25 protein-coding genes, 1 tRNA gene and 1 pseudogene are annotated in these 25,272 nt (G+C 54.9%); 21 read left to right on the top strand and 6 right to left on the bottom strand.

Annotated elements, in window-relative coordinates; translation table 11 throughout:
- The first annotated feature begins 73 nt into the window (after positions 1-73).
- The gene (locus tag ZF1_RS20750; RefSeq protein ID WP_357440603.1) at positions 74-532 is read left to right on the top strand and encodes a hypothetical protein; all 459 of its coding nucleotides are present in this window, start codon (positions 74-76) and stop codon (positions 530-532) included.
- A gap of 26 nt (positions 533-558) precedes the next feature.
- On the top strand, positions 559-927 hold the full coding sequence (locus ZF1_RS20745; RefSeq protein WP_346107929.1) for a DUF4870 domain-containing protein: 369 nt from the start codon (positions 559-561) through the stop codon (positions 925-927).
- A gap of 12 nt (positions 928-939) precedes the next feature.
- On the opposite strand, the gene ZF1_RS20740 is transcribed toward ZF1_RS20745, so the two are convergent.
- Both ZF1_RS20740 and ZF1_RS20735 read right to left on the bottom strand, forming a co-directional pair.
- On the bottom strand, positions 940-1,968 hold the full coding sequence (locus ZF1_RS20740) for a 2Fe-2S iron-sulfur cluster-binding protein (protein WP_482638119.1): 1,029 nt from the start codon (positions 1,966-1,968) through the stop codon (positions 940-942).
- A 4-nt stretch (positions 1,969-1,972) separates the two neighbouring features.
- Positions 1,973-3,205, bottom strand: a complete 1,233-nt coding sequence (locus ZF1_RS20735; protein WP_357440612.1) for a cytochrome P450 — start codon at positions 3,203-3,205, stop codon at positions 1,973-1,975.
- A gap of 142 nt (positions 3,206-3,347) precedes the next feature.
- On the opposite strand from ZF1_RS20735, the pseudogene ZF1_RS20730 reads away from it, so the two are divergent.
- Together ZF1_RS20730 and ZF1_RS20725 are read left to right on the top strand one after the other, a co-directional pair.
- Positions 3,348-4,199: pseudogene (locus ZF1_RS20730) on the top strand (AraC family transcriptional regulator); the annotation flags it as partial.
- On the top strand, positions 4,106-4,309 hold the full coding sequence (locus tag ZF1_RS20725; protein ID WP_482638118.1) for a helix-turn-helix domain-containing protein: 204 nt from the start codon (positions 4,106-4,108) through the stop codon (positions 4,307-4,309). The pseudogene ZF1_RS20730 and the gene ZF1_RS20725, both read left to right, overlap by 94 nt.
- Positions 4,310-4,443: 134 nt before the next feature.
- Here the strand turns inward: ZF1_RS20725 and ZF1_RS20720 are convergent.
- Positions 4,444-4,520 (bottom strand) — tRNA-Pro (locus tag ZF1_RS20720).
- A gap of 225 nt (positions 4,521-4,745) precedes the next feature.
- Here ZF1_RS20720 and ZF1_RS20715 point away from each other — a divergent pair.
- Genes ZF1_RS20715 through ZF1_RS20705 form a run of 3 tightly spaced genes read left to right on the top strand, consistent with a single transcriptional unit; the run spans position 4,746 to position 7,004 of the window.
- Positions 4,746-5,504 (top strand): tyrosine-type recombinase/integrase, encoded by a 759-nt coding sequence (locus ZF1_RS20715; protein ID WP_482638117.1) that lies wholly within the window; start codon positions 4,746-4,748, stop codon positions 5,502-5,504.
- 56 nt (positions 5,505-5,560) lie between these two features.
- Positions 5,561-6,373 carry a hypothetical protein gene (locus ZF1_RS20710; RefSeq protein ID WP_482638116.1) on the top strand — a complete coding sequence of 271 codons (813 nt, stop codon included), beginning with the start codon at positions 5,561-5,563 and terminating at the stop codon, positions 6,371-6,373.
- Positions 6,366-7,004, top strand: a complete 639-nt coding sequence (locus ZF1_RS20705; protein WP_482638115.1) for a hypothetical protein — start codon at positions 6,366-6,368, stop codon at positions 7,002-7,004. The genes ZF1_RS20710 and ZF1_RS20705 overlap by 8 nt, the downstream gene beginning before the upstream one ends.
- 822 nt (positions 7,005-7,826) lie before the next feature.
- Here ZF1_RS20705 and ZF1_RS20700 read toward each other — a convergent pair.
- A complete protein-coding gene (locus ZF1_RS20700; protein WP_482638114.1) occupies positions 7,827-8,402 on the bottom strand; it encodes a hypothetical protein in 576 nt (191 codons plus the stop codon).
- A 139-nt stretch (positions 8,403-8,541) separates the two neighbouring features.
- A complete protein-coding gene (locus ZF1_RS20695; protein ID WP_482638113.1) occupies positions 8,542-8,994 on the bottom strand; it encodes an HNH endonuclease signature motif containing protein in 453 nt (150 codons plus the stop codon).
- 786 nt (positions 8,995-9,780) lie between these two features.
- Between ZF1_RS20695 and ZF1_RS20690 the strand changes: the two genes are divergently transcribed.
- The 4 genes from ZF1_RS20690 to ZF1_RS20675 all read left to right on the top strand — a co-directional run bounded on the left by ZF1_RS20690 (position 9,781) and on the right by ZF1_RS20675 (position 12,257).
- Complete coding sequence (locus ZF1_RS20690; RefSeq protein ID WP_482638112.1) at positions 9,781-10,494, top strand: hypothetical protein; 714 nt, start codon at positions 9,781-9,783, stop codon at positions 10,492-10,494.
- Between the two features lie 852 nt (positions 10,495-11,346).
- Positions 11,347-11,652, top strand: coding sequence for an HNH endonuclease signature motif containing protein (locus tag ZF1_RS20685; protein ID WP_482638111.1), 306 nt, complete (start codon positions 11,347-11,349; stop codon positions 11,650-11,652).
- Positions 11,649-11,990, top strand: coding sequence for a hypothetical protein (locus ZF1_RS20680; protein ID WP_482638110.1), 342 nt, complete (start codon positions 11,649-11,651; stop codon positions 11,988-11,990). The genes ZF1_RS20685 and ZF1_RS20680 overlap by 4 nt, the downstream gene beginning before the upstream one ends.
- 138 nt (positions 11,991-12,128) lie before the next feature.
- Positions 12,129-12,257: a hypothetical protein gene (locus ZF1_RS20675; RefSeq protein ID WP_482638109.1), complete on the top strand. Its 129-nt coding sequence runs from the start codon at positions 12,129-12,131 to the stop codon at positions 12,255-12,257.
- 555 nt (positions 12,258-12,812) lie between these two features.
- On the opposite strand, the gene ZF1_RS20670 is transcribed toward ZF1_RS20675, so the two are convergent.
- Positions 12,813-13,163: a histone-like nucleoid-structuring protein Lsr2 gene (locus ZF1_RS20670; protein WP_482638108.1), complete on the bottom strand. Its 351-nt coding sequence runs from the start codon at positions 13,161-13,163 to the stop codon at positions 12,813-12,815.
- Positions 13,164-16,441: 3,278 nt separating this feature from the next.
- On the opposite strand from ZF1_RS20670, the gene ZF1_RS20665 reads away from it, so the two are divergent.
- From ZF1_RS20665 to ZF1_RS20620, 10 genes are all read left to right on the top strand, one after another.
- Positions 16,442-16,795 carry a hypothetical protein gene (locus ZF1_RS20665; protein WP_482638107.1) on the top strand — a complete coding sequence of 118 codons (354 nt, stop codon included), beginning with the start codon at positions 16,442-16,444 and terminating at the stop codon, positions 16,793-16,795.
- Between the two features lie 278 nt (positions 16,796-17,073).
- Positions 17,074-17,433 carry a phage terminase small subunit P27 family gene (locus ZF1_RS20660; RefSeq protein WP_482638106.1) on the top strand — a complete coding sequence of 120 codons (360 nt, stop codon included), beginning with the start codon at positions 17,074-17,076 and terminating at the stop codon, positions 17,431-17,433.
- Between the two features lie 21 nt (positions 17,434-17,454).
- Positions 17,455-19,077, top strand: a complete 1,623-nt coding sequence (locus ZF1_RS20655; protein WP_482638105.1) for a terminase large subunit — start codon at positions 17,455-17,457, stop codon at positions 19,075-19,077.
- A 330-nt stretch (positions 19,078-19,407) separates the two neighbouring features.
- Entirely contained in the window at positions 19,408-20,664 is a 1,257-nt protein-coding gene (locus ZF1_RS20650; protein ID WP_073574061.1) for an IS256 family transposase, read from the top strand.
- A gap of 59 nt (positions 20,665-20,723) precedes the next feature.
- Entirely contained in the window at positions 20,724-21,878 is a 1,155-nt protein-coding gene (locus ZF1_RS20645; RefSeq protein WP_482638104.1) for a phage portal protein, read from the top strand.
- Positions 21,878-22,540 (top strand): HK97 family phage prohead protease, encoded by a 663-nt coding sequence (locus ZF1_RS20640; protein ID WP_482638103.1) that lies wholly within the window; start codon positions 21,878-21,880, stop codon positions 22,538-22,540. The genes ZF1_RS20645 and ZF1_RS20640 overlap by 1 nt, the downstream gene beginning before the upstream one ends.
- A gap of 70 nt (positions 22,541-22,610) precedes the next feature.
- Positions 22,611-23,750, top strand: a complete 1,140-nt coding sequence (locus tag ZF1_RS20635) for a phage major capsid protein (RefSeq protein WP_482638102.1) — start codon at positions 22,611-22,613, stop codon at positions 23,748-23,750.
- Between the two features lie 98 nt (positions 23,751-23,848).
- Entirely contained in the window at positions 23,849-24,052 is a 204-nt protein-coding gene (locus tag ZF1_RS20630) for a hypothetical protein (protein ID WP_482638101.1), read from the top strand.
- A 155-nt stretch (positions 24,053-24,207) separates the two neighbouring features.
- Positions 24,208-24,837 carry a hypothetical protein gene (locus ZF1_RS20625; RefSeq protein ID WP_482638100.1) on the top strand — a complete coding sequence of 210 codons (630 nt, stop codon included), beginning with the start codon at positions 24,208-24,210 and terminating at the stop codon, positions 24,835-24,837.
- 30 nt (positions 24,838-24,867) lie between these two features.
- A complete protein-coding gene (locus ZF1_RS20620) occupies positions 24,868-25,266 on the top strand; it encodes a hypothetical protein (RefSeq protein WP_482638099.1) in 399 nt (132 codons plus the stop codon).
- Positions 25,267-25,272 lie beyond the last annotated feature (6 nt).

The following is a 25,272-nucleotide window of genomic DNA, read 5'->3' as shown; positions in this document are numbered from 1 at the left end:
GGGCCCACGGTCCTTCGGCCCTGAGCGGACCGGCGCCGCCGCACGAGGATCGACGGCGAGGAGGTGGCCGACGATGACGACCCGACGGACGGTCCCGGTGGTGCTCGCGGTCGCGGCGATGATGACGGTGCTCGCCGCACGGATGGCCCGCCGGACCGGGGCGTCCCCGGCCGAGGCGCGCGTGCCGCGGCCCGGCGACACCCTGCTGCCCCGTGCCGACCTGCAGTACGACCGCGCCCGCACCCTCGCCGCGCCGCCCGCCGAGGTGTGGCCGGTCGCGCTGCCCGACGGCACGCCGGGCACCCGGCTGCACCTGCGTGAACGCTACGAGACCGGGGGTCTCGTGGAGCGGGCGGCGGTCCGGCTGACCGGCGTGGTCAGCGCGGTCATGACGTGGCGGATGCTCGGACGGCTCGCGGTGCTCGTGACCGGGGCGCCCGCGCACCCGTCCGGGTGGTCGGGGCCCGGCGTGCCGCTCGGCTCCCGCCGGCCGGCCCGATGCCTGGCAGGGTGGTCGGCCCAGAGGCGCTGAGCCGACCGGACCCGGAAAGGACCTCGATGTCGCAGCCGCACCCCTCCGACTCCAGCCGGATCGCCGCGATCCTCGCGCACCTCTCGGCGCCGATCGCCGCGATCCTCAGCGCCGGGCTGCTGAGCCTGGTCGGCCCGCTGCTGGTCTGGCTGGTCAAGAAGGACGACCCGTTCGCGCGCCGGGCCGCCGCCGGGGCGTTCAACTTCAACCTGTCGTTCTGGGTGCTGTTCATCCTCTGCTGGATCCTGATCTTCACCGTGGTCGGGATCGTGGTGGCGCTGCCGCTGATGCTCGTGCTGTTCGTGGTGTCCGCGTGGTGCCACATCAAGGGCGCGGTGCGGGCGTCGAACGACCGGCCCTACGACTACCCGTTCCAGCTGCGCGTGCTGTCCTGAGTGGGGCGGCCCTCAGCCGGCGTCGGCGGGGGTGAACGTCTCCCGGTGGATCAGGCGGGGGGCGATGCGGCGCCGCTTGAACGCCCTGACCCCGGCCTCGACCATCCCCGGCGGCCCGCAGAGCCAGCCCGACCAGCCCCGGGCCGATCCGACGTCGTCCAGGAACAGGTCGGTCGGGAGTCCAGTGCGGTGGAACGTGCCGTCGGGCGGGCTCTCGTGGGAGAGCACCGGAACGACGTTGACGTTCGGGTGGGCCTCGGACAGACGGGCCAGGAGGTCCAGGTCGTAGAGATCGGCCGCACCGCGGACCCCGTGGTACAGGAGGATCTCGCGGCCCGGTCGGCCGGCGAGCGCGGTCCTCACGATGCCCAGCAGGGGGGCCAGCCCCGTGCCGCCCCCGATCAGCACCATCGGCTCGCCGCCGTCGTCCTCCGGGTCGAGGAAGAAGTCGCCCAGGGGCCCGGCGGCCCGTACCCGGTCGCCGACGGCGAGCCCGTCGAAGATCCAGCGGTCGGTGGCCGTGCCCCCGGGGACGAGCCGTACGTGCAACTCCAGGACCTGGTCGTCGTCGGCGACGTTCGCCAGCGAGTACTGCCGACGAGCACCCGAGCCCGGGACCGTGAGCTCCACGTACTGGCCCGCGTGGAAAGCGAGCGGGTCGGCCAGACCCAGCCGCACCCGGCGGGTGTCCCGCGCCATGTCCTCGATGTCGACGACGACGGCGTCCAGATCGCGCAGGGGGTGGGTCCGACGCCCCGCGCTCCCGCCGCCCGGCCCCGACGGTGCGACCTCCGCGTCCGAGCGGAGCCGGGCCTGGCAGGCGAGCGCCAGACCGGCGGACCGCTCGTCCTCGGTCAACGTGCCGAGCGGCGAGTCCCGGTGGTCGACCTCGCCGCTCAGCACGCGCACCTTGCAGGTGCCGCAGGTGCCCTGGTTGCACGAGTTCGGCATCCACGCCCCGGCGCGGAGGAACGCGTCGAGGACCGACTGGTCCGGCCCGCACGTCACCCTCCGCCCGGCGACGGTCGCCGTGAAGGCCATGCCCTCACACCTCCCACACGGTGTGCAGGGTGGTCGGACCGCGGAATCCCCAGCCCCAGAACTCGACGTCGGAGGAGGTGTCGCGTTCCAGGTTCGGGATGGCCTCGAGCAGCTCCTCGAGCGCGATGCGCATGACGTGGTTGGCGTAGTAGATCCCGGCGCAGGCGTGGTTGCCCGCCCCGAAGGCCAGGTGCGGGAGCGGGGGCCGGTCGATGTCGAACCGGGTCGGCGCCTCGTACCGGTCGTGGTCGTGGTTGGCGGAGCCGTAGGAGAGGATCACCGGGGTGCCGGCCGGGAGGTCCACGCCCGCGACCGTCACGGGCCGGGTCGAGACGCGTGCGGTGGCCGACCAGATCGGCGACGTCCAGCGCATCCCCTCCGAGACCGCTCGCGGGATCAACGCGGGGTCGTCGACGACCCGCTCCATCTGCTCGGGCTCGCCGAACAGCCCGACGAGGGTGGACGCGATCCCGTGTCCGGGCTCCTGCATCGCGCCGAGCAGGTACACGTAGACGGTCGGATAGATGTACTCGCGGTCGCGGGTGCGCCCGGGAGGCATGCCGTCGTGCAGCCAGCGCGAGATCGCGCTGTCGTCGGGGTGGGTGATCCAGTGGTCGATCAGCGGGTCGACCACGGCCTGGATCTCGGCCTTCGCCCGGTCGCCCTCGACGAAGCCCTCCGGGTTGGCGAACTCACCGCTCTCGGTCATGGCCGCGTTCGTGAACGAGCGGTTGAGCTTCGCGAACCAGTCGCGCAGGACGTCGGACTCCACGTCGCGGAGCCCGAGGAGGTCACCGAGGGACCGCACACTGACCGGCTCGCAGTACTGCGCGACCAGCTCGGCGCGGCCGTCGTTCTCGAAGCTCTCCAGGTAGCGGCGGGCGATGGGACGGACGAGGTCCTCGACGTAGCGGTCGACCTCGACCGGCTGCAACGCGGGCTCGACCATCCCGCGCAGGTCGGCGTGGACGTCCCCGTTGACCCCGATGATCGCCGGGTGGCCGAAGGTGCGCCCGCCCGCCGGGGTGATGACGGCCTCGAAGGCGGCGCTCGTGGCCACCTCGCGGCAGACCTCCTCGGTGGACGCCACGTAGGAGCCCAGTACCGGGACGTAGGCGAGTGGTGCCTCGGCACGCAGACGCTCGTAGGTCGCGTACGGGTTCCGCTCGAGGTCGGACATCGTCACGTCGTCCAGCCACGAGAGGTCCGGGGTGCGGGCGTCGTTCACCGCCGTCATGGGGGTGGCTCCTTCACTGCGTCGGTTCGGGACGGCGAGAAGGTAGGCGGGGTCGTCGGGGGCTGACGACACCGATCGCGCGGTTTCGGTACCGATCGCGCGAGGAGTTCGAACGTGATCGGTGTCGGATACGATCGAGGGCATGGCCGCACACAGGGGTGCGCCACCTCGGGACTGGGACCAGGTGTCGCAGAGCGTCGCTGACGTGTACTTCCCGCACGAGCTGACGCCCATCGGTCCCGGGAGCAGGCCTCGCCTCACCCTGCAGACACTCGATCTCGGCCCGGTTCTCCTCGGCTACGTCGGCTGGGGAGCCGACATCGCCATCGACTGCGACTATCCCGGGGCGTACGAGGTCAACATCCCGTTGACCGGTCACTTCGTCAGCCAGACCCGTCGCGGATCGATGACCTCCGTCTCCGGCCAGGCGGCGGTCTTCCGGGCCGACAGCGCGTGCCGGATCACGCACTGGGACGCGACGTGCACCGTGCTGGGGGTCAAGTTCGACCGCACCTGGCTCGATCGCGAGGCGGAACGCGTACTGGGCAGCAACCCCGTCCGGGTCGCCGGCGTCCTGCCCGACCAGCTCGATCTCGACCGGGGCGGAGGTGAGGACTGGCGGAGACTCGTCAGCAGTCTCGCCAGCCACCTTCGTCGCCCGTCACTGTTCGCCGGCTCTCCCGTGGTCTCCGAGCAGCTGGCCGGCGCGGTGGCCGCGGGATTCCTGCTGACGAGCTGCCCCGACCTGGGCACCGGGTCGCCCGCGCGGCCGCGCACGGTGTCCCGGGTCGTGGACGCGGTCCGTGACGACCCGGCCCGGCCGTGGACCGTGGCGGACATGGCGGTCCTCGGGAGCACCACCGTGCGACGGCTGCAGGAGGGCTTCCAGGAGTGGATCGGATGCTCCCCGATGGAGCACCTCACGACCGTCCGCCTGCAACGGGCGAAGGCGGACCTGGAGAGCCGGACGTCGACCTCGGTCAGCGATGTCGCGGCGAACTGGGGTTCTCGAGTCCGAGCCGGTTCGCAGCCGCATTCCGCCGTCGCTACGGCCTGTCGCCCTCGGAGTTCCGTCGGTACCACCGCCACGGCGGCTCCCACTGAGCACGTCGCCGCTGCGGGGGACGGCCGGACCACGGCTCGGTGCGGGCGCCGGCCGGGACCACCGGCCGTTGCCGGACGCTGTCGGATGCCGCTGTCGACCGCTTCCGGACCGCCGCGCACGGTGACGTCTCCGCTGGTCGGGGTGGCGGGATTTGAACCCACGGCCCCTCGCTCCCAAAGCGAGTGCGCTACCAAGCTGCGCCACACCCCGTCGACCTGCGACTCTACATCTTCGTCATAGCCCTGAACCTACTGAGGCGAGGGGTGCAACCTGATGTACCGAGAGACCCTGTCTGACCTGCTACCGGACTACGAGCTGTACCTACGAGCGGCGGGTAAGTCACCCAACACGGTTGCTACGTACATGCGGAGCGCACGGGAGCTGGCCTCTCATGTCGGTGAAGATCGCCCGGCATGCAAGATCAATCATCGAGCGGTGCAGAGATTCTTAGTTGAGTTCTCTAGCCGACCACATCACTACAAGCCTGGTCAGACTGTCTCGCCCGGGTATGTAAACAATGTCTATCGTGGACTTCTGCAACTCTTCAAGTGGCTAACAGATGTAGAAGATGAGCTAGACGGCAACCCTATGGATAAGGTTCCTGCTCCTACTGTTCCTGAGAAGTTAGTTCCGATCATTGAAGAAGATGTGATGAGACTTCTTATTAAGGCATGTGAGGGTAGTAGGTTTACTGATCGTAGAGACATGATGATTGTCAGGCTACTTATGGATACCGGCGCGCGGCGTGCAGAGATAGTCAATCTCAGACTTGAAGACATTCAGTTCAGCCCTAATGCCATCGTCGTTATCGGTAAGAACAAGAGGCCACGCATCATTCCTTTCGGCCAGAGGACTGCCTTAGCTATGCGTCGCTATCTTCGTGCTAGAGCTAAGCATCGTCTTGCCGATCAAACCGACATGCTGCTACTCGGAACCAAGGGTGCATTGTCTATCACTGGTCTTCGTTCTGTCTTAGATAAGAGAACTAAGAAGGCTAGTGTGGGACATGTAAACCCGCATAGGTTCAGGCACACCCTGGCCGATACGTGGCTACGTAACGGTGGCTCAGAGACAGACTTGATGCATATTGCCGGGTGGCGGTCCAGAGAGATGCTTAGCCGCTACGGAGCAAGCGTTGCAGCCGATAGGGCTAGAGAGGCCCATAGGAAGGCAGGCTTAGGCGACAGGTTCTAGAGGCAGATGCCCGGTATCAACTCGGTACCGGGCATTTTGCTGTGTAGCCTCCGATCATGCAGCCGCCTGTGCCGACTCCTGCGCCTGTACCGACTCCTACGCCTCTGCCGTCCGCTGAGGTTGTACCGACCGTCGTGCCTACGCCTACGGCCGTACCAACGACTACAGGTGTTCCTAGTGTCGTCATGGACCCAAGCGGTATGCCAGACATGGGTAGCTGGCCTGACTGGGTTGCAGCAGGAGCAGGAGTGCTTGCCGTAGGCGTAGCGGCAGCAGCAGCTTGGGCAACAATCAAGACTAACCGAGCACAGCAAGAAGCATTAAGACTCCAGCAGAAGCAGTTTGCCCAGCAACAAGAACAGCTAAACGCCTTAGAAGAAGAGAAGAGAGAGCATCACATTCGACGTCTTAGCTGGTACACAGATAAGGAAAACATCTACATCTTGAATCATTCTGAACTGCCTTCTACTTCTGTTGTTTTGTGGAGCGCGCCTCCCTGGTTCGATTCCATAACCAGGAAGCATGTTATCTCATATCTCGCGCCCGGTGAGACTCAAACAATTGCTAAGCCTCAGTGGTTCAATAGCGACTCATGTGTAGTATTTCGGGACGCATCTAAGATGTTCTGGTTGACAAGTAAATCAGGCAAGCTTCTAAATCTAGACAGATGGTTTGCTGTTGAACAAAAGATCAGACACCAAGAACACCTTCTGGATCTTTATTCGAGAAGCTCTGAGCCTGATATTCCACAGAGAATTGATGCAGCAGAATCGTTGATGAACGAGGCTAAGTTCCGTCTCCTTATCCTGCAAGATGACTACGATAACCTCTATCTCAGCAGTTACTACGGAGACGATTACGATGCCTGACTTGGGCAGTTGGCCTGATTGGCTTGCCGCAGGTGTGGCTTTCCTGGCCTTCATAGTTGCTGCGGTGGCTGCTTGGGCGACTGTCAAGACCAACCGAGCACAGCAGCAAGCACTACAGCTACAGCAGGCACAAATAGACCAGCAACGAGCAGATATGACGGAGGATCAAGCCAAAAGGATAAGCTGGACAATTGACGAAGACGATAACATTATAGTCTATAACAACTCAGATAAGCCTGTTACGAACATCTGGTTATATGACAAGGTCCCTGACCAGTGGGTTACCAGCGCAAATCCAAACTTTACCTACATTGCCGGTTACCTAAAGCCAAACTCTGAATGTGCTTCTCCTTGGTCCTTCCGGAGCGAGAATCGTCTTTACCTCACTTTCAAGGACGCGGAGAGCGAGGGATGGGTCATGTCTTATAACTGTAGGCCGGTTAACCGGAAGGAACTAACTAGAGTGATAGGTTCCGAAAAAATAGTGAGCAAAGAAATTAAAGAACTGGAAGCCCTTAGCAATCTAACAAGCAAACAGAAAGCTCAGCTAAAAAAACATAACGAACGACTGACAGAACTTGCTGAAAGCAGGTTTTTTCTAATGGCGAGAATGGGTAGTATTATCGATTGAAGCTGTCATGGCGTAGTGTTTGTATAGCCATACCGGCGCGACTACACATGAGTACTTGATAACGTAGTAGGTTGCTAGAACGGTCCACTTAATAGGTAGCCATAGCACCAATAGCATGATCGTAAGAAGGCCGGCGAAACCCTTACCCGCGCTCTTTGCTGCGTTGTTTATCTCTCGCCCGGTCACATTAACGTTGACTCCTGACGTTCCTACTGAGAGCCCCATGATCTCATTCCCTCTTCCTTAATACGCTTAATAACTTCTTGTGTGTCGAGTGAGTTGCATCCGTTCTCAATCCAATAGTACTCACACTCATCCTTGAACCATTGCTCTTCTGCTAGCTGCCAGTAGAACGAGACGATCTGTTCTATCGGTGTGTCTATTACGTGCTGTCTTGTTATCTCCATCAGTCTCTATCTCCAAAGTCATACCCGGCTTCGTTGCAACGTACGTAAGCTGTTCCTAGACCTAGTTTCCAGGCTTCGTTATTACCAAGAGCTGAGTTGTCTACTGCGTTCGCTGCTTGTCTGATGAGATCGTTAGCGCTTGTCTCCGATGCCGCGCGGAAGTCTACTGCGAATGCCTGACGTTCTTCTTGAGTCGAGTGCATGCCTTTGCGGTTGACTTCGTAGTAGACCAGGTCACATGCACTGATGGCTGACTGATCTAGTAGAGCTGTGACTTGCTGAGTTGGTGGCTTGCCTGACTCTGTGACAAGCATGGTGCATCCTCCGATACCGGCGACTAAGGCCATAAGAACGAAGAGCACGCTAAAGAACTGTGTTGCTTTGCCAGGCTCTACTTGCGGCTTTCTGTGGTTACTCATATTTCCTCCTGTAATTGTGTGTATCTTGGTACGAACGGCAGATGACCGTTCAATTTCTTAACCAGTGCATCTATTGCTCTGTGACGAGCTGTGTTCTCTGCCGGGGTAAGTTGTTGATAATCTATACGGAAGAGATCTTCTCTTTGCTTGTCTGTAAGCTTAGTTACCGCGCTGGAAAAGTCAGCTAGAACATCTACGCCTTTGATCCCTGTACCGCAGGCAAACTCATCTACAAGCGACTCATTGAGACCTGCACTGAGTTCGAACCAGTTTTCTAGAATAAAGTCTTTGCTGTAGTGATACACATAAGACTTGGCATTGCGTTCGTTGAAGTACTTGCGGCACTCTCGTCTAATCTGAGCACGAATCACCTTCTGCAACGTGTGCTCATCCTTAATCTTCTCTAGCGCTAGGCTGTTGCTCTGAATCTCTGCAAACAGCTTGGCTGCTACGTCCTGCTCTATATCTTCTCTGTCTTGCATTAGGCCAAACTTGCCTACGATGCTTGCGCTGTACTGTTTGATTAGCGGGTACAAGCGGAATATGTCAAAGGTCAACTCAGCTGTTGTCATTATCTATTGCTCAACTCTTTCTTAATGATGAATCTGACACCTGATGATAGGTTCAGTCCGCGAGCCTCTAGCCAATTCTTGAACTCTTGTAGTTCGGTTGGTGTTAGAAGGGCTGTCACTCTTTCTGTCTTCTTTTCCATTATGCTACCTCTCTCTTTAGTCTTTTAAGTGTGTCTACTGATACTCCGAACTTATCCGCCACTTCTGGCATATACATAGTTTGAAGTGCAGCTAGAATATTTTGCTTCTCGCCGTAACTGATTCGCTTATACGGGCCGTACGATCCATGCTTCTTCTTGTCTGCAACATTGTTTCTTGGTGTGTCGTATCGAAGATTTTCAACGGTGTTGTCTGACTTGATTCCGTTGTTGTGGCAGACCTGCATACCGGCCGGACGAGGTCCGATGAAAGCCTCTGCTACTAGATGGGCAACGTACTTTCTCAGGGTCTTACTATCGACACTTAGTTCTAGCTTCTCATATCCGTAGCGGTCAAATCTGCTAGCTATCTGACGACCGTGCTTATTTCTTACCTTACCTGTATTGCTAACTTTGTAAGTAGTTCCTTCCACTACTCTCCAAATCTCGTTCATTAATCAATGTTTCTCCAAATGTTATTTCAGAGCGATGCTGCTTTGCTCTGATGTAATAACTATAACATATGATTCCATCAAATTGCATGATATTGAATGTTTTCCGGAGACTAATTTCAAGATCACTCGAATGGCCTAACAATGCTATTTGTGCTTAGCATGAGCCTTCTCCGATAGTATCGAATGACCCTCTTAGGTCATGTCAGCTCCGCTACTCCGATAATATCGAATGGGCTACTCCGATAATCTGGAACTTGCTACTCCGATAATATCGAATGGGCTACTCCGATACTATCGAAGAATAATCAGTAACTGAATCAGTAAGTTAATCAATAACTGAATCAGTAACAGTCGCTCCGCTCCTGCACTTCTCGCTATCGCTCGAAGTGCTATAACTCTTTCTTTCTTTCCAAGAAGCTAAGAAGACAGTCATCAAATGTTCCGGCGCAAAAGGGCCGGCCAGGCATGCGCAGCGCGCCCGGTGCACAGATTCCTCTAGCCACGAAAAAGATTCTCAACTTTCTTTGCTGCTTCTCTAGCGCACCTCTCTGACCTGCATCTTTGCAGAGCCTTCTCTTTAGCCTAGTTTGACATTCTCTACACATTCCTTCATAATAGATATAGAACCAAGACGGTATGACTCTGACCATTACTACCCAAGAGTTCGCAGGTCTCCAAATAAAAAAGTAACACTGGTAACCGCCCTAGGATGAGGTCAGAGTCTCCTGGGGCGGTTACTTTATTATATGGAGATGAATAAAATTGATTACAGATTTCGTAGATAGAATGAGCTGGTTCGGCCAGCTAGTTAAGATTAGAGCACCAAAGAGAGTTTTAGCAGTAGCCTGGTTCCTAGCAAACAGAGTGGATTGCAGGGAAGACAGTGACCGCTTCGGTTGGGCGTATCCAACTGTCCCACAGATAACTGAAGAGACAGGTGACAGCAACTCTCGCGTTTCCGAGCTGACTACAGAGCTAGCTAAGTACGGCTGGATAGAAAAGGTAGTCGAGACAACCACAGGGGGACGCAAGACGTTCTACCGCCTGACAGTGGGCCAGTCTTGGGAGCAGGAGCCACGCGCCATGTCAGCGGCTTCTCTTAGCAACCTTCGTCAAGGACCATCACGCCGTAAGGGTGCAGAGCGCAAGCAGGCACTCCTAGATAACGCAATCGGCGCGGTGAAGGAAGATACAGAAGTTATCAAGCAAAAAGAATCACAGGAGGTAGTAAAGATGCACGAGGAAGAAATAAAAGTCAGCGAGAGACCGGCATATGACCCTGAAAAGACAGTCTCAACGGTGCAGGAAGCAAGAGCTGCACTAGGACTACGTAAGGGGTTCAGTACAGAGTGGGCAAGAGTAGAGGCTGTACTTCGTAATCACTATGGCGTCATCGCGCCGGGTAACAAGTTTACTGATCCTATTTCTCTAGAAACACTGTACGAAGCAAACACCCTTAGCATTCCAGAACCGAAGGTGGAGGAAGAACTATCATGGTAACTATTGAAGACTGGCACAACGGCATTACACGTCGTCAGAGACTACTTCGTGACTGCCCAAAGGAGCGCAAGATTCGTGCCCTAGCTCAGGAGCCGCAGATATATCTAGACGCTCTAGACATCGTGGACAACGAGCTTGGAATAGTGAAGTGGGAAAGAAGCCTACATAGAAGAGGCAGATTCTGATGGTTAAATACTCCAAGGAAACGATACAGCAAGCAGAGAAAACAGCAAAGATTGAAGCGCTTCTAGAGACAGTTGAAGAGTGCTTGACTGAGCTGAGAAGACTAGATACACCGCACGAACGCATCATCATGTTTATAGAAGAGATGCGCAGTAGACTTCAATTCGCGCCGGTACTTAAGAATCCATTGTTTAATAGAAATAGTTAAGAAAGGTGCGTATGATTCGAGCTTCGTACGCACAGTATATATATTAGAGGGTTTCTTCCACTTGCGTTATGATTTATCTTCTTGGCGGTAAATAGATCACAACTAATATTAAAAATACTATAGATAGTATTTCATCCATTATGGTAATATTATTGTTGTACATGGAGTGTCGCCCCTAAGTACAACAAGTCTATCAAGCAATAGGCAGACAAGTGCCAGTATTACAACTTAACCTCTTCTACGGTTAACTTACCCAGGAATGATCAAGCCCCTCCCTTATCGCTGATCATTCCTGGGTATCCTAATTTTCCTGCCGACCCATTGCACGTAATTTTCACCAAAGGTTACTTCGTCGGCAGGATTCAAACATCAATGCAGGCGGCATTGACGACCTACAGGGTCAACTCATAGGCGGTGGCTGCTACGGCAGCCACCGCTTTGTAATAACAGGAGAACTTAATATGCCACTAAAACTATGCCTTGAATGCAATCGACTATCTGAGAAAAGCCGTTGTCCATCATGTACGACAGCGAGAGATAATCGTAAAGAATTGCAGCGTGGCACGGCCGGCCAGCGAGGATACAACGCAGAATATCGACGTAATCGTGCAATCCTCCTAGCCAATAATCCTAGCTGTGAGTTCTGTGGCACTAAAGAAGATCTGCAAGTCGACCACATCAAAGAACTTCGTCACGGAATAGACAACAGCCTGTCCAATCTTAGAGTTCTTTGCGGTAGCTGTAACCGAGCTAGAAATATTCGATGACCTGGTTAGAACTGTTAGAATTGGGCGGCCCGGTAGCAGTGGCTTTGGTTCTCGCTACGTGGTTCGTCATATGGATAGCCGAGCGCGGTAAGAGGGAAGTCAAACCTGATCCCACAGAGAGTGGGATAGTAGAGACAACAAACATTGCGCTTCGTCTAGCGAGAGAGCAAATGCTTGCGATCGGAGTAGAGCTAGGCCATCTAACAGGCCGCGGTATAGCTCTTGAAGAGCAGATATCCAAACAAGAGAAAGAGATTGCAGCATTGCGGCAAAGAGAGATCGAACTAGAACTAGAGATCGAGCGCAAAAAGCGCCGGTACTTTGAAAACGGGAGATAGTATGTCAGAAGAAGAAAGACTAAGAGCAGGCATCAATCAGATGCTCAACGACAAATTGTTTGAAGACAGTCTAGTGTCCGCACTGATGGCAGACATAGACGGAGAACTTGAAGACCTGCTTACGTAAGGAGTGGGGCAATGAACCCAGAAGATTGGAACAGAAGATTATCTGCTCTCATAGAAGAGTTCATTGCACACGAGATGCAAAACATTGATACTGAAATAGCAACATTGCTGGAAACAGGAGAAACTAATGAAGAAGAGTGAGCAGAAGATGCTTATGGAAGCTATGGAGCTTCTTATGATGGCTCAGCGAATGCGCCAACAGATAGAGCAGTGGGATAAGGAGCGCGAGAGTGGAAGCCTACCGAGACGGGAGAATATCGATAACGGAAGATGACTTTGCTATCTGCGTTTATTCGGCCGGTGCGCTAATCTACCGATACACACTTAAGGAGTTCAAATGGACGATATCAGAGTCGCGTACGAAGACTACGGACTAACAATGGACGAGCTAGAGGTTCTTCTTGGTATGAATCTAGAACAGCTAGATCAAAGATCAGCGGCTATCGCAGCAGTACGTAGGATCAAAGTACAAGAGCTATTAAGACCCGTTGATCTACCTAGTACAGAGCCTAGTATCTAACAAACTAAAGCCTCAGACCGTTATATAGACCGGCTGAGATGAACGCTGACGCACGAACGCCATGAGCTGAGGGTCAGGACACCGGCGAGCAGCCTGAACGTCTTACAGGCCAGCTCAGGCCCGAAAAGCAGAAAGACCCGGCACCAAGTAGGCACCGGGTCACTCTACGTAGCTGTTCAGGCGTCAGGCTCCGTGTCCTCAGGGTTGGCCTCCACGTAGGCATCCTTCACCGGCTGAGCGATGCGGCCACGGTCGGCAACCTGGTGCCCGTTGGACTGTGCCCACTCACGCACGCGAGCGAGCCACTTGGACTTCTCCGTTGTGGGAGCAGACGAGGTAGCAGCAGACCTCAGCGTCGCGGTGTAGGCAGAGCCCTCCTGCGCGGCATCGATGTACTTGCTCATGTGCTTGTCGAAAGCCTCAGCGTTCTTCTGCGTGAGGTCCATCGAGTAGTGCTTGCCACGGTAGGCAAAGGCCACATGAACAGCATCCTGCTCATCCAACTCGGTGCCATCCAGGTCATCCACGATCTTAGAAACCCGTGCCATCTTGCTTCCTCCTAGTTTGGGGTTAGGCGAGAGACTAGCTTAGTTAGTCGTTAGGCGCAAACTTAGAAGACTTCCGGTGTGTCAGAAGACGCCCGGCAAACAGAGCTGTTCAGCAGCTTAATCACTTAACAAAGGAGATAGATAATTATGGCTGGTGAGACAGCATTCAAGTATGGAAACGCAGATTTCCTAGCACACAAGGGTGGCATCAACTTTGACTCTGCCGTTATCAAGGCAGGCTTCCTAGGTTCTGGCTACACGCCAAACCAGGGAACACACAAGTATTGGAGCGACGTCAACGCAAGTGAAGTATCAGGCGCAGGCTATACAGCAGGCGGCCCAACAGTAGCTACTACTTACACTTACAACGCAACTACAAGAGTAAGTACGCTAGGCGGAAGCAACTTCACTCTGTCAAACGTAAGCATTTCGCCAAGATTCATTGTTTTCTACGTCGCAACAGGAACAGCGTCTACAAGCACGCTTCTTACTTGCGTAGATTTCGGCGCGGTACGCGGTGGAACAAACGTAGAGATACCAGTAACTATTCCAGCAAACGGAATCTACTGGAACGTACCATCAGTAATCGTATAAGGAGTGAACATGAGTGGCAACAAGATTCTACGTATCTAACGGAGCGCCAACCTTTAGTCCAACCCAAAAAGGACCAAGCTGGGAGACTACTTCGTCAGTTGTTCGTTCTTTGAGCTTGAAGCGCGGTACGTCTACTACTGTGGCTCATGCTCCGTCTTCAAGTGCTAATGATAATCCTTGTGTTATTAGGTACGTGTCAGATCCGTTCGTGAGAAGTGGCACTATTCCAGCTGGAACAGTAAATACTATGTTGCTTGCGCGAATCAGTACTGGAACTACCGCAAACATAGGATTCTATGCTTATGTAACAGCAGGCGACACTAACACTGTTCGTGGTGTCCTTAGTGGTCACTCATACAACGGTGGTCAAGCTTCAACTACGCTTACTGCTACGTCAGGTTCCTTCTCTATTCCTTCTGCCCTGAGCGTTTCGGCCGGTGACAGAATAGTTGTTGAAATCGGATGGAACATGGCTGTCAGTGGTACAGCTACTATCGGATATGGAGGTACGGGAGCTACTGATCTTGCGATCGGAAACACAAGTAACCCAGGGTGGATTCAGTTCAACGGCACTGCAATAGATGATCTATTCGTTCAGCCTGAAATCAGGAGCTATAGCGGAGGTAGCAGTGGTGGAGGTGTAACAAGCTACAACTTCACAGGGCCGGCGAACGTCTTAACTAACGATTATCTACTAGCTATTATTGCTACAGACAATGACGTAACAAGCCAATCAGCTATCGGTATTTCAGGCTTCTCTACACTAGCTGAATCAACTACTGCTTTCGGTGGTTGGATCAAGGTTCTAGGAAAAGTGGCCGGTGCCAACGATATCGCCAATGGAACAGGTAACACTTATGCAGTCAGCTTGAACAGCGGCGCGTCTAACACCTTCTCAATGCTTGCAATCAACAAGTATGACGCAGCGAGCCCGGTAGAAGTAACAACTTTCGCAGGAAGCACTACAGCATCACAAGCACACGTAACACCCGCTATTAGCCCTACAAGAGAAGACGTAAGACAGCTTCTATTCTGGACTTCTAACAGAGCGACTACTTATAACACAGTATCCGGAGTAACTGAGCTGCATGACCTTACTTCTGTATGGCAGCACTCACTTCTTTGCTACGTAGATCCAAAGTCAGCGCCAACGCCTCAATACACGGGTGTTCCGACTAACAGTACGAACGCTACTTGGGCGGCTATGTCTTTGGCTATTCGTCCTGGTACAGCAGAAGGCGTTAATTCGAGTCCTGTCGACGTACCTACAGCAGGAAGCCAATCGGCAGCCAACGCAGTAGATGCAAAGGCAAGATCGGCAGTCGACAGCCCTACAGCAGGCAGCACGTCTCAGGCTCAGTCCACAGAGGCAGTTGCCCGTGTACAGGTGGACGTCCCTACGGCCGGATCAGCCTCTACTGCTCAGGCAGCCTCGGTAGTGAGCCGAGCGGCAGTCAGCGTGCCTACAGCAGGGTCACAGAGCAGTGCGAACGCTCCTACGGCTACGGCTCAGGCTCAGGTCTCCGTACCTACGGCAGGGTCACGCTCTACAGCCTCAGCACCTACAGCAGTGGCTCAGACGTCCGTGTCTGTCCCTACAGCGGGAAGCAACAGCAGTGCCCAGGCGCCGGTAGTCGGTACTCAGGTCTCCGTGGCCGTACCAACGGCTCAGAGCACCAGCACAGCGAACGCACCGGCAGTGCAGCCAACAGTGCCCGTAGCTGCGCAAACAGCGGGTTCAAGATCAACCGCAGCGGGGCCGGCGGTCCAGGCAGTCAGTGCTGTGTCGGCTCCTACGGCTGGTTCACAGAGCACAGCGACAGCGGCCACCGTGGGTACAGCTACACCGGTCACAGCGGCCACAGCAGGAAGCAGCTCGGACGCTGGCACTCCTACGGTCCTGGCACAGGCTCAGGTAGCCGTACAGGCGGCAGGAAGCAGCTCAGAGGCTCAGGCAGTCCAGGTGGCAGCACAGGCGCCGGTACAGGTTCCTACCGCTGGCAGTACGTCAGAGGCCATCGCGCCAGACGTGGACAGCTACAGCTCACTGGTAGTCGAGGTACCAACCGTTGGGTCTACAAGCTCAGCAGGTACGCCAGACACACAGACTCAGGTCTCAGTGCAGGTGCCTACGGCAGGAAGCAGCTCGGATGCAGGGGAGACGGACGTACAGCCGACAGCGGCAGTGTCAGTACCTACGGCTGGTTCAGAGTCGAGCTCGACACCTGCGGACGTAGAGCCGTTCGCGCCGGTATCAGCACAGACAGCAAGTAGTACAAGCACAGCTAATGCACCAGTAGTCAAGACAGTTCATGCTATTCAAGTAGCTACAGCTTCTAGCCGTAGTCATGCAGTAGCACCAACAGTCAAGGCACTGGCAAGAGTGGAGATAGTTCCTTCTGGTTCTCAGTCTCACGCTCTTGCGCCGGTAGTCAAAGCTATCCGTTCAGTACTGGTAGCAACAGCAGGTTCTAGATCTACAGCTAATGAAGTAATAGTAGATCTTCATGGCGATACAGAACCAGGGCAGTTGATCACATTCATACTGCCAGCTCAATCAGTAACAGCATCACTGCATGATCAGCAGATCGGCGCGGTATTGCCGGGGTGGGATGGATTATTCATTCTACCCAGCCAACACATAACAACTAAGGAGATAACAGATGAAGGACTATACCGACTACCCTAATGCGGTATTCGTAGGGGATATCCCTAGACCTACCCCTATCAGGGTAACGGAGGAAGACGGTACGCCAGTCAACCTGAGTGAGTACGTGGTCAGCGTCCTGCTCTTTGATCCCGACAATCGCCCGGTAGATATGACTGGTCATGCACTCATAGATGTAGATGACTACGAACAAAGACTACGTTGGCCTACAAGTGAGTCAGTGTTCAATAGACAAGGAGTCTATACAACACAGATACAACTGATCAACGAAGTCGGCGAGTCAGTGAAGACGATGCAAGTATTGTTTAACTGCCTGCCTGTTGGTCGTCCTCTTCATCAAAGATCATGAGCATGATGCTCAACAAAATAATGAACGAGCATGATCGATCGTTCGTCGAAAAATAATTCAGACGACGAAGAAATTTTCGGGAAAGTCGGGTCAAAAGTCTACAACCGACACAGCTTGTGGACCCCCCCTTCCCTTTTCTGTGAGAAAACTGGCCTCGGAGCCTTTTGGTTACTGTTCAGATTAGTTCAGCGAGTTTCACAGAGATTCAAGTTTGGTTGGCAGGGTTTCACTCCTGTTTCCCTGCCAACCATCCCCACTACAGATTGGAAAGAACCGATATGGATTTTGAAGCACCAGAGTATTTGAACGAAGTAGCACTAGCTGAGTGGCTACGCCTGATTCCCTACATGAAATCTAAGGGTTTCTGCCAGGAGCAGTACATAGTGCCGTTCGCACTGTACTGCCAGGCTGTATCTCAGTATCAAGACGCCATTGAGCACATCAATAGTGAAGGTTTGGTAGTCAGTGGTCGCAATGAGTCGCTGGTAAAGAATCCAAGCTTCACTATTCTTGCTGAGGCTAGAGCAGCAATCAAAACAGGAAGTGCTCAGTTCGGATTCTCGCCCGGTGATCTCAAAGCTTTGAAACTAGAGGACAAAGAAGAGCAAGAGATTCCAGCCTGGGCAAAGAATATCTAACAGAACAGGAGATGAAGATGCTTGAAATACGCAGAGTGGAGGCCGGCTAACGCTAAGGCTGACGAATTCTACTACGATCCATCGATACCAGCTAACGCTATTGGCTTCATTGAAGATGCGATTGTTCTGCCGGAAGGTTTGCTAGCTGGTCAGAAGATGACCGTGCTGGACTGGCAACGAGAGATCGTAGAGAAGCTGCTTGGCACTCTTCGTTGGTCAGACGAGCTACAGCGCTACGTACGACAATACACAGACGTGTTCGTAGGTATCAGCCGTAAGAACGGTAAGACAACCTTCTGCGCTGCTTTAGGTATCTACCTTTGTGCTTTCGATAATACCGGCGAGAAGTCAAACATCATTATTGCCGCTGCTACTCGTGAGCAGGCTTCTATCTTATTTGACGCTATGCTAAGCTTCGTCACAACTAATCCTTTTCTGGCTAGAGCCTTCAAGGTTCAGGCTTCTATCAAATGTCTGACTCATAAGAAGTCAGGCGGTAAGATCAAAGTAATTTCTGCTGATGGTGGCAATGCTCTTGGTCTAAATCCGACGGTAGTAATTCTAGACGAGCTAGTAGCTCAGAAGAACGATGAACTATACAGAGCCCTAAAGGGTTCACAGGCTGCTAGAAGCCAACCGCTGTTCTTCACTATCACTACAGCAGGCTTCAAGAACAAGTCAAAGCTGTGCTATGAGATATGGCAAGACGCAGAAAAGACTTTTGAAGATCAGTCTAGAAACAAGTTCCAGCTAGTTTCTATGCGCCCGGTCAAAGAAGACATGGACTGGACAGCAGAAGAGGTATGGCGATTTGCTAACCCTTCTCTTGGATCAGCCAAGTCTCTAGAGACTCTTAGACGTCAGTACGAAGACGCCAAGCGTCTTCCGAGCGGTGTGCCTGAGTTCCGAGCGTTCCAGCTGTGCCAGTGGGTCGACAGTGAGTCAAGTTGGATCGATAGTCACCGCTGGCACGAGACAGGAGCCGCAGGCGGCCCGGTCGTAGAAGACCTGCTTGCTGGCAGAACGTGCTTCGTCGGCCTAGACCTCAGCTCGAAGAGAGACCTGACAGCGGAAGCCCTGGTGTTCCCTGGCAGTCCTACAGACGCAGAGGCGCCCGGCTACACGGTGCTGGTCCGCTCCTGGGGCACTCAGTACAGCGTGGACAGTCGAGACGACTACCTACAGGCGCAGATGCAGCAGTGGGCACAGGAGGGATGGCTACACCTATTCGATGGTGAGTCAATCCAGTTCAACACGGTGCAGAACCAGGTACTAGCCGATGCGCAGAAGTTCGATGTGCGCGCGGTATCTATAGATAGCTGGAATGGCGCACAGATGGCAGAGAACCTAGAACTAGAAGGTCTACTAGTCATCGATGCTCCGCAGAAGGTGCAAAGACTAGACGGACCAACCAAAGAGCTAGAAGTTCTGGTTGCCGATAAGAACCTGTATCACGGGTTCAATCCTGTACTTACTTGGAACGTAGAGAATGTCAAGATTGACTCAGACAACTTCGATCGTGTGAAGATCTCTAGAAAGAATTCACTAGGAAAGATCGATGGCGTAGCAGCTCTGATCAACGCTTTGATGATTGTCAACGTGCAAGAAGTACAAGAAGAAGATTGGGGCTTCGTCCCTTGGTAAGGAAGGAAAACTTATGAGAAAGACAACAGCAGTAGTACAGCTAGTAGGCATGGCGCTCATGGCGTATGGCCTGTTCCTGGCATGGCTCCCACTAGGAGTAGTTGCAGCAGGAGCCGCTATCTGTCTGATTGCCGAGAGATTGGAGTTGACCCGTGACTAATGGGGTTTTTTGATTTTAGATCAGGGCCGGCGGGACAGATGTCACGGTTACGTCCGCGGAGGTGGTGTACGGGTTCGTCGCTGGTGAGCGGCGTGGCGTCGTGACGTGAGACGGCCACCGCGTGATCTTTCTCGAGTACCGACCAAGGAACTCCAGGAAGGACCACCACGATGGCCGCACCACACAGTGTGGACCCTGCCCAGCTTGTCGAGGAGTTCGCCTCGGCGGGTGTGTCGCCGGATCTGTTGCAGACGATGATCGCGACGATGGCGAACGCGTTGATGTCGTCGCAGGCCGATCAGCAGTGCGGGGCCGGCTATGGCGAGCGCAGCAGCGAGCGGACGAACCAGCGCAACGGCTACCGGGCCCGGGAGTGGGACACCCGAGCGGGCACGATCGAGTTGGCGGTGCCGAAGCTGCGCCAGGGCTCCTATTTCCCGGACTGGCTGCTGACCCACCGCCGCCGCGCCGAGCAGGCCCTGGTCACCGTCGTGGCCACGGCCTACCTACTCGGTGTCTCCACCCGGCGGGTGGAGAAGCTGGCCGAACAACTCGGGGTGAAGTCGCTGTCGCGTTCGCAGGTCAGCGAGATGGCCACCCACCTCGACGGGCAGGTCGCCGCGTTCCGCGAGCGCCCGCTCGACCAGGGCCCGTACACGTTCGTGTGGGTCGACGCGCTCACGGTGAAGGTCCGCGAAGACGGCCGGGTGGTCAACGTGCACGCGCTGCTCGCGACCGGGGTGAACGCCGACGGGCACCGCGAGATCCTCGGCCTGGATGTGGCCTCCAGCGAGGACGGAGCGGGCTGGTTGGCGTTCCTGCGCGGTCTGGTCGCCCGCGGCCTGTCCGGGGTCCAGCTCGTCATCTCCGACGCCCATCCCGGCTTGGTGGCGGCGATCGCCTCGGCGTTGCCGGGTGCGGCGTGGCAGCGGTGTCGCACCCACTACCTGCGTAACCTGCTCTCCCGTGTTCCGAAGTCGGCGCAGCCGCATGTCGCTACGCAGGTGCGCACGATCTTCGACCAGCCCGACGCCGACGCCGTCACAGCCCAGTACGGACGCGTGGTCGACACTCTCACCGCGCGCTGGCCCGACGCAGCCGAGCACCTCGACAACGCCCGCGATGAGCTGCTGGCGTTCACCGCATATCCGCGCGAGGTCTGGCGCCAGATCTGGTCGAACAACCCTCAAGAGCGACTGAACAAGGAGATCCGCCGTCGCACCGACGTGGTCGGGATCTTCCCCGGCCGCGACTCCCTGATCCGCCTCGTCGGCGCCGTCCTGGCCGAACAGAGTGATGAGTGGACCGAGAACCGCCGCTACATGGGCCTCGATCTACTGGCCCGCTCACGCATCCGCATCGTCACCACCGAAGCCGCACCGACCGGCAGCGAGGCACTCATGACAACCGAGGCAATAACCGCCTAGAATCCCGAACCAAGATCACGCGGAGTCGATCTCATACACCACTCCGCCGGACGTGACCGATGTCACCGTCCTATGCCGCTGACTGGAAAGGTGTAGGAGAAAGCAGCAACGTTGATCCTATGCAGCTAAGCGCAGTGCATTTCTGCATGAACATCATCGTAGAGTCGCTGTGCTCCGCACCGGTAGACATATTCGTCAACAGACGTACAGGCAAGAGAGAGCAAACCGATAAGCCAAGATGGCTTAAGAACCCAAACAGCAGAATGACAGAGCGAGAGTTCTTCTCTCAGATCTTCTACTCACTGGTTGGGCACGGCAACGCGTACATCTTGAAGCTGACAAACAGAGCAGGCGAGATCACAGAAGTTCATCCGATCAATCCACAGCTAGTAGAGATCGAGCTTAAAGACGACAAGATTATCTACACGGTTCGTGGCATGGATCAGTACTTCACTGAGAAAGACATTGTCCACATCAAAGGTCTGACTGCGCCCGGTGAACTAAAGGGCATCAGTCCACTTGAATCAGCACGTCGCAGCGTCGCAGGAAGCAACGCAGTAGAAGTACACGCAGAGAGCTTCTTTAAGAACGGCTCTTCGTTGAAGGGTGTTCTAGAGGTACCGGCAGCAGGTCAGACACAGAGCAAAGACTCAGACGGTGTTGACCAGAAGATCAGACGCATGCGTGATCAGTTCATCGGTACTGACAGAGGCTCAGTCATCGGTGTGCTTTATGGCGGGGTGAAGTTCAACCCGGTATCTATCAGCAACGTAGATGCAGAGTTCCTAAGCACACGCCGATTCAACAAGGTAGATATAGCTCAGTTCTTTAGAGTGCCTGCGCATCTGTTAGACCCAACACTTACTTCTAGTTGGGGTAGCGGTGTGTCCGAGATGAACCAGGCGTTCATTCAGTACACATTGCAGCCGTGGGCAATCACGGTGGAGACAGCTTTCAACAGATGGCTGCTTCGTGACTCTGAATACATGAAGTTCAACCTAGCTGCTTACCTAAGAGCTAGAGAGTCAGAACGTATGGACGTCATCACCAAGGGAATCATGTACGGCATCTATACCGTCAATGAAGCCCGTGCTCTACAAGACCTAGAGCCAATCGCCGGTGGAGATAAAACACTAGTTCAATCCAACATGGCGGATATCAATAAGTTGCCTGAGCCTGGCACTCAGCCACAGGCAGATACGGAGGAAACATAATGCGTCAAGAAGAACGCAGAACGAATATCACATCAGAATTTGAAGTGCGTAAGGATGACGCAGGAAACGTAATCATTGACGGTTACGCCGCTGTGTTCAATTCTAGAAGTCAGAACCTAGGCGGCTTCGTAGAGCAAATCGCGTCCGGTGCTTTCAAGAAGACAATCAAGGAAGCAGACGTAAAGGGCTTGCTGAATCACGATGCAAACATGGTGCTTGGTCGCAATCGCGCCGGTACTTTGAGACTCGCAGAAGATTCAACAGGTCTTCACTACGAAATAGACCTACCGAACACTTCGTACGCTAGAGATCTAGCCGAGAGCATGCGCAGAGGGGACATCACAGAATCCAGCTTTGGTTTTAGAACCATCAATGATGACTGGGGTTTCACTGATGATGATTTCCCACTACGCACCTTGCAGGAAGTACAGCTATTTGACGTCAGTCCAGTAACTTACCCTGCTTACTTGGCTACAAGTTCAGGTGTACGCGCGCTAGAGGCTCTTGCAGAAGAGCGCGGTGTTGACATTGAAGTAGTTCAGCACAACCTAGCGTCAGTAATTCGTGGCGAGACAGTAGGGCCGTCAGTAGACACTCTTCGTTCCGCCCCTTATGTAGCAAAGATGACAAACGCTCATTACAAGCTACGCCAAATTGGATGAGCCGTAGAAAACACTCATCAAAGCCGATGCCGTGCTCAACGGTAAATTCAATTAGGAGATTTCATGAAACATGGATTACAAGAAGGCCGCAGAGAAGGCCCTTGAAGAAAGATCAGCACTTCTAGCAGAGTTCAACGAACTACGTGCCGCAGAAGAGCAGACAGAAGAGACAGCCGCACAGCTAGACGAGCTTCGTTCAAAGATGGACGCGCTAGAAGCTAAGGCTGACGGTTACGTAGCAGACGCAGAAGCAGAAGCACGTAATGCAGCGCTTGCATCAAAGGTAGCCGGTATTCAGGTTGCCGAGCGCGCAAAGGTTGCAGATGATGCAGACGAACTACGCTCACACCTACAGGGTGGTAAGGGCACAAAGTCATTTGGCTTTGAGCAGAGAGCAGTTCTAGGTTCAGCCGGAAAGAACTACGGAAACGCTAACTTCGGTAGCAAGATGCTACAGGTTATCGATAGCCGTACAACTATGGGCCGCGCCGGTGCTATCGCACAGACAGACTCAACAGGTAACGCTATCTCAGCAGTAGTTGTTGACGACATTGCGACAGCGCTTACACCAAGAGGTAACGCTCTACCTGACACAACAGTTGGTAGCGACGTAACGCTAGGCGCCTACCTATTCGGTGGAATCGTAAGAATCGACAACCAGCTAATCAACGACGCATCTTGGGATGTAGTTGGCGGTGTAGCTGCTAAGGGTGGCGCCAAGGTATCTAAGGACCTAAACGGTTACCTTCTAACAGGTACAGGTACTAACCAGCCAAATGGTGCTCTAAACGGAGCATCTAAGGGTGCAGACGCGCCAGCAACATCTATTACAGAAGCAGCGCTAGTAACTCTAGCCGCTCGTGTTCCATCTGCTACAGCTTGGATCATGCACACAAGCACATGGGGTGCAGTAATTACTGCCCTTGGTGCAAGTGGTCTATGGAGCAGCGACCCTGCTACAGGTCTACCAACTCTATTCGGTAAGCCTGTTGTTATCGACGACGGTATGCCAACAATCGGGACAGGCAAGAAGTCAGTACTACTAGGTGACTTTGCCAACGGTTACTACTTCCGTCTAGTTGGTGGAGTTCAGGTAGACGTGTCTGACGACCGCTACTTTGAGTACAACCAGACAGGTGTTCGTGTAACAGTTCGCGCCGATGGTGCAGTAATTGATGACGAGCTAGTGCAGTACGTACAGCACGCATAAGAGAAGTAGCTTTTAGAGCAACTTATTAAGACGGCCGGCCAGGGCTTCATTCGGAGCCCTGGCCTGCTTTCTGGAATGGACAATCTATGAAGATAAGAATGACAAAGAACTACGGTGGAACAGCTTCCGGCGCGGCATGGCTAAAGATTGACGAAGAGTACGACACAGAAGAACTAGACGAGCAGACTGTTCAGATCGTACTTAACTCAGGCAGAGCTATCCCGGTAACAGAAGAGAAAGAGACAGCCTCGGTGAAGCCGGTAGAGACAAGAAAGAGAACACGCAAGCCAAAGGAGGCGTAATTTGAGTGAGAACACTTAGAGGAACACAGTTCACTGTATTAAAGGAACTAACAGATACTTCCGGTGACTTAGTAACTACACAAGACGTGCCTTACACAATCAAAGATATAGAGAACCAAACTCTAAGTTCTGGCACAGCGGTATTCGCCAACGGAGTGCACAGCTTCAAGGCCACAGCACCTGCGGATGAGGACCTGTACTGGATCACGTGGGACGGACTGGCAGCAGCAGACCTACTAGAGGTAGCAGGGACACGCCTGTTCACGGTGCCTGAGGCACGCAGCTACGACACGGTCCTAGCCGAGCAGAGCCCGGACAAGCTTCTAGCGGTCCTACAGGTTGTGGAGGATGAGTTCGAGCGCATCGCCGGACGCAGCTTCATCAGCAAGCCAGGGTTCTACAGCGACGTCACACGCAGCGGCTCTCTGTGGCTGCCTGAGCTAGACGTACAGCGCATCACCGGTGCTACCGCACACGACGACTCAGTCAGCGTCTCCAAGCACGGCTTCGTGACTGGCCTGGCGAGCGGTCCAGTGAAGATCTACTACGTCTACGGCATGTTGGAGGTACCGGCAGACGTCAAGCGTGCGGCTCTGGCCTACGCCAGCTGCGTCGTGGGCAAGCCCTACAGCGGCATCCCTGACAGAGCGATCGGCTACACGTCAGACGCCAACGGCATGACGGTAGGTCTGGCAACGCCTGGGCGTGCCGGTAGTGAGACAGGGCTTCCGTCCGTAGACGCCGTACTAGCGCGCTACACGGTGCCCGGTGGGGGAGTGGCGTAGGTGCTGCTTCTAGCCATCGAGATCAGAGACGTGCTCCTGAGCCTGTGTAAGCAGGCCGTGCCCGGTGCTCAGGTGATCGTGGGTGGCAGCAAGGTCTTCCCACCCCTACGTGTCGCAATCGGCGCTATCAACTGGCCTGAGCACGATCATGCCGCAGTAGGCAACAAACAAATGAAAGAAACTATCTCGATAGATATCTACATCACGCTCATTAATAAGAACCGTGATGCGGTGGTGTCTGAGGCTCAGGCTCTAGCACATCTAGCAGCTATCGAGAAGTTAGTCAGACAGAACCCACAGCTAGGGCAGTTTGACCACGGACAGGTAGTAAGCGCAAAGCTTAATCCTGAAACTATAGAAGCTTTCTCCACTGACGAAGGTTCAGCCTGTGAGATCAAAGCTAATCTAACGGCTATGTGCCGTACTTAAGGAGAA

The sequence above is a fragment of the Pseudonocardia sp. ZF1 genome, assembly GCF_056835605.1.
This window is presented reverse-complemented; position numbering and strand designations above follow the sequence as displayed.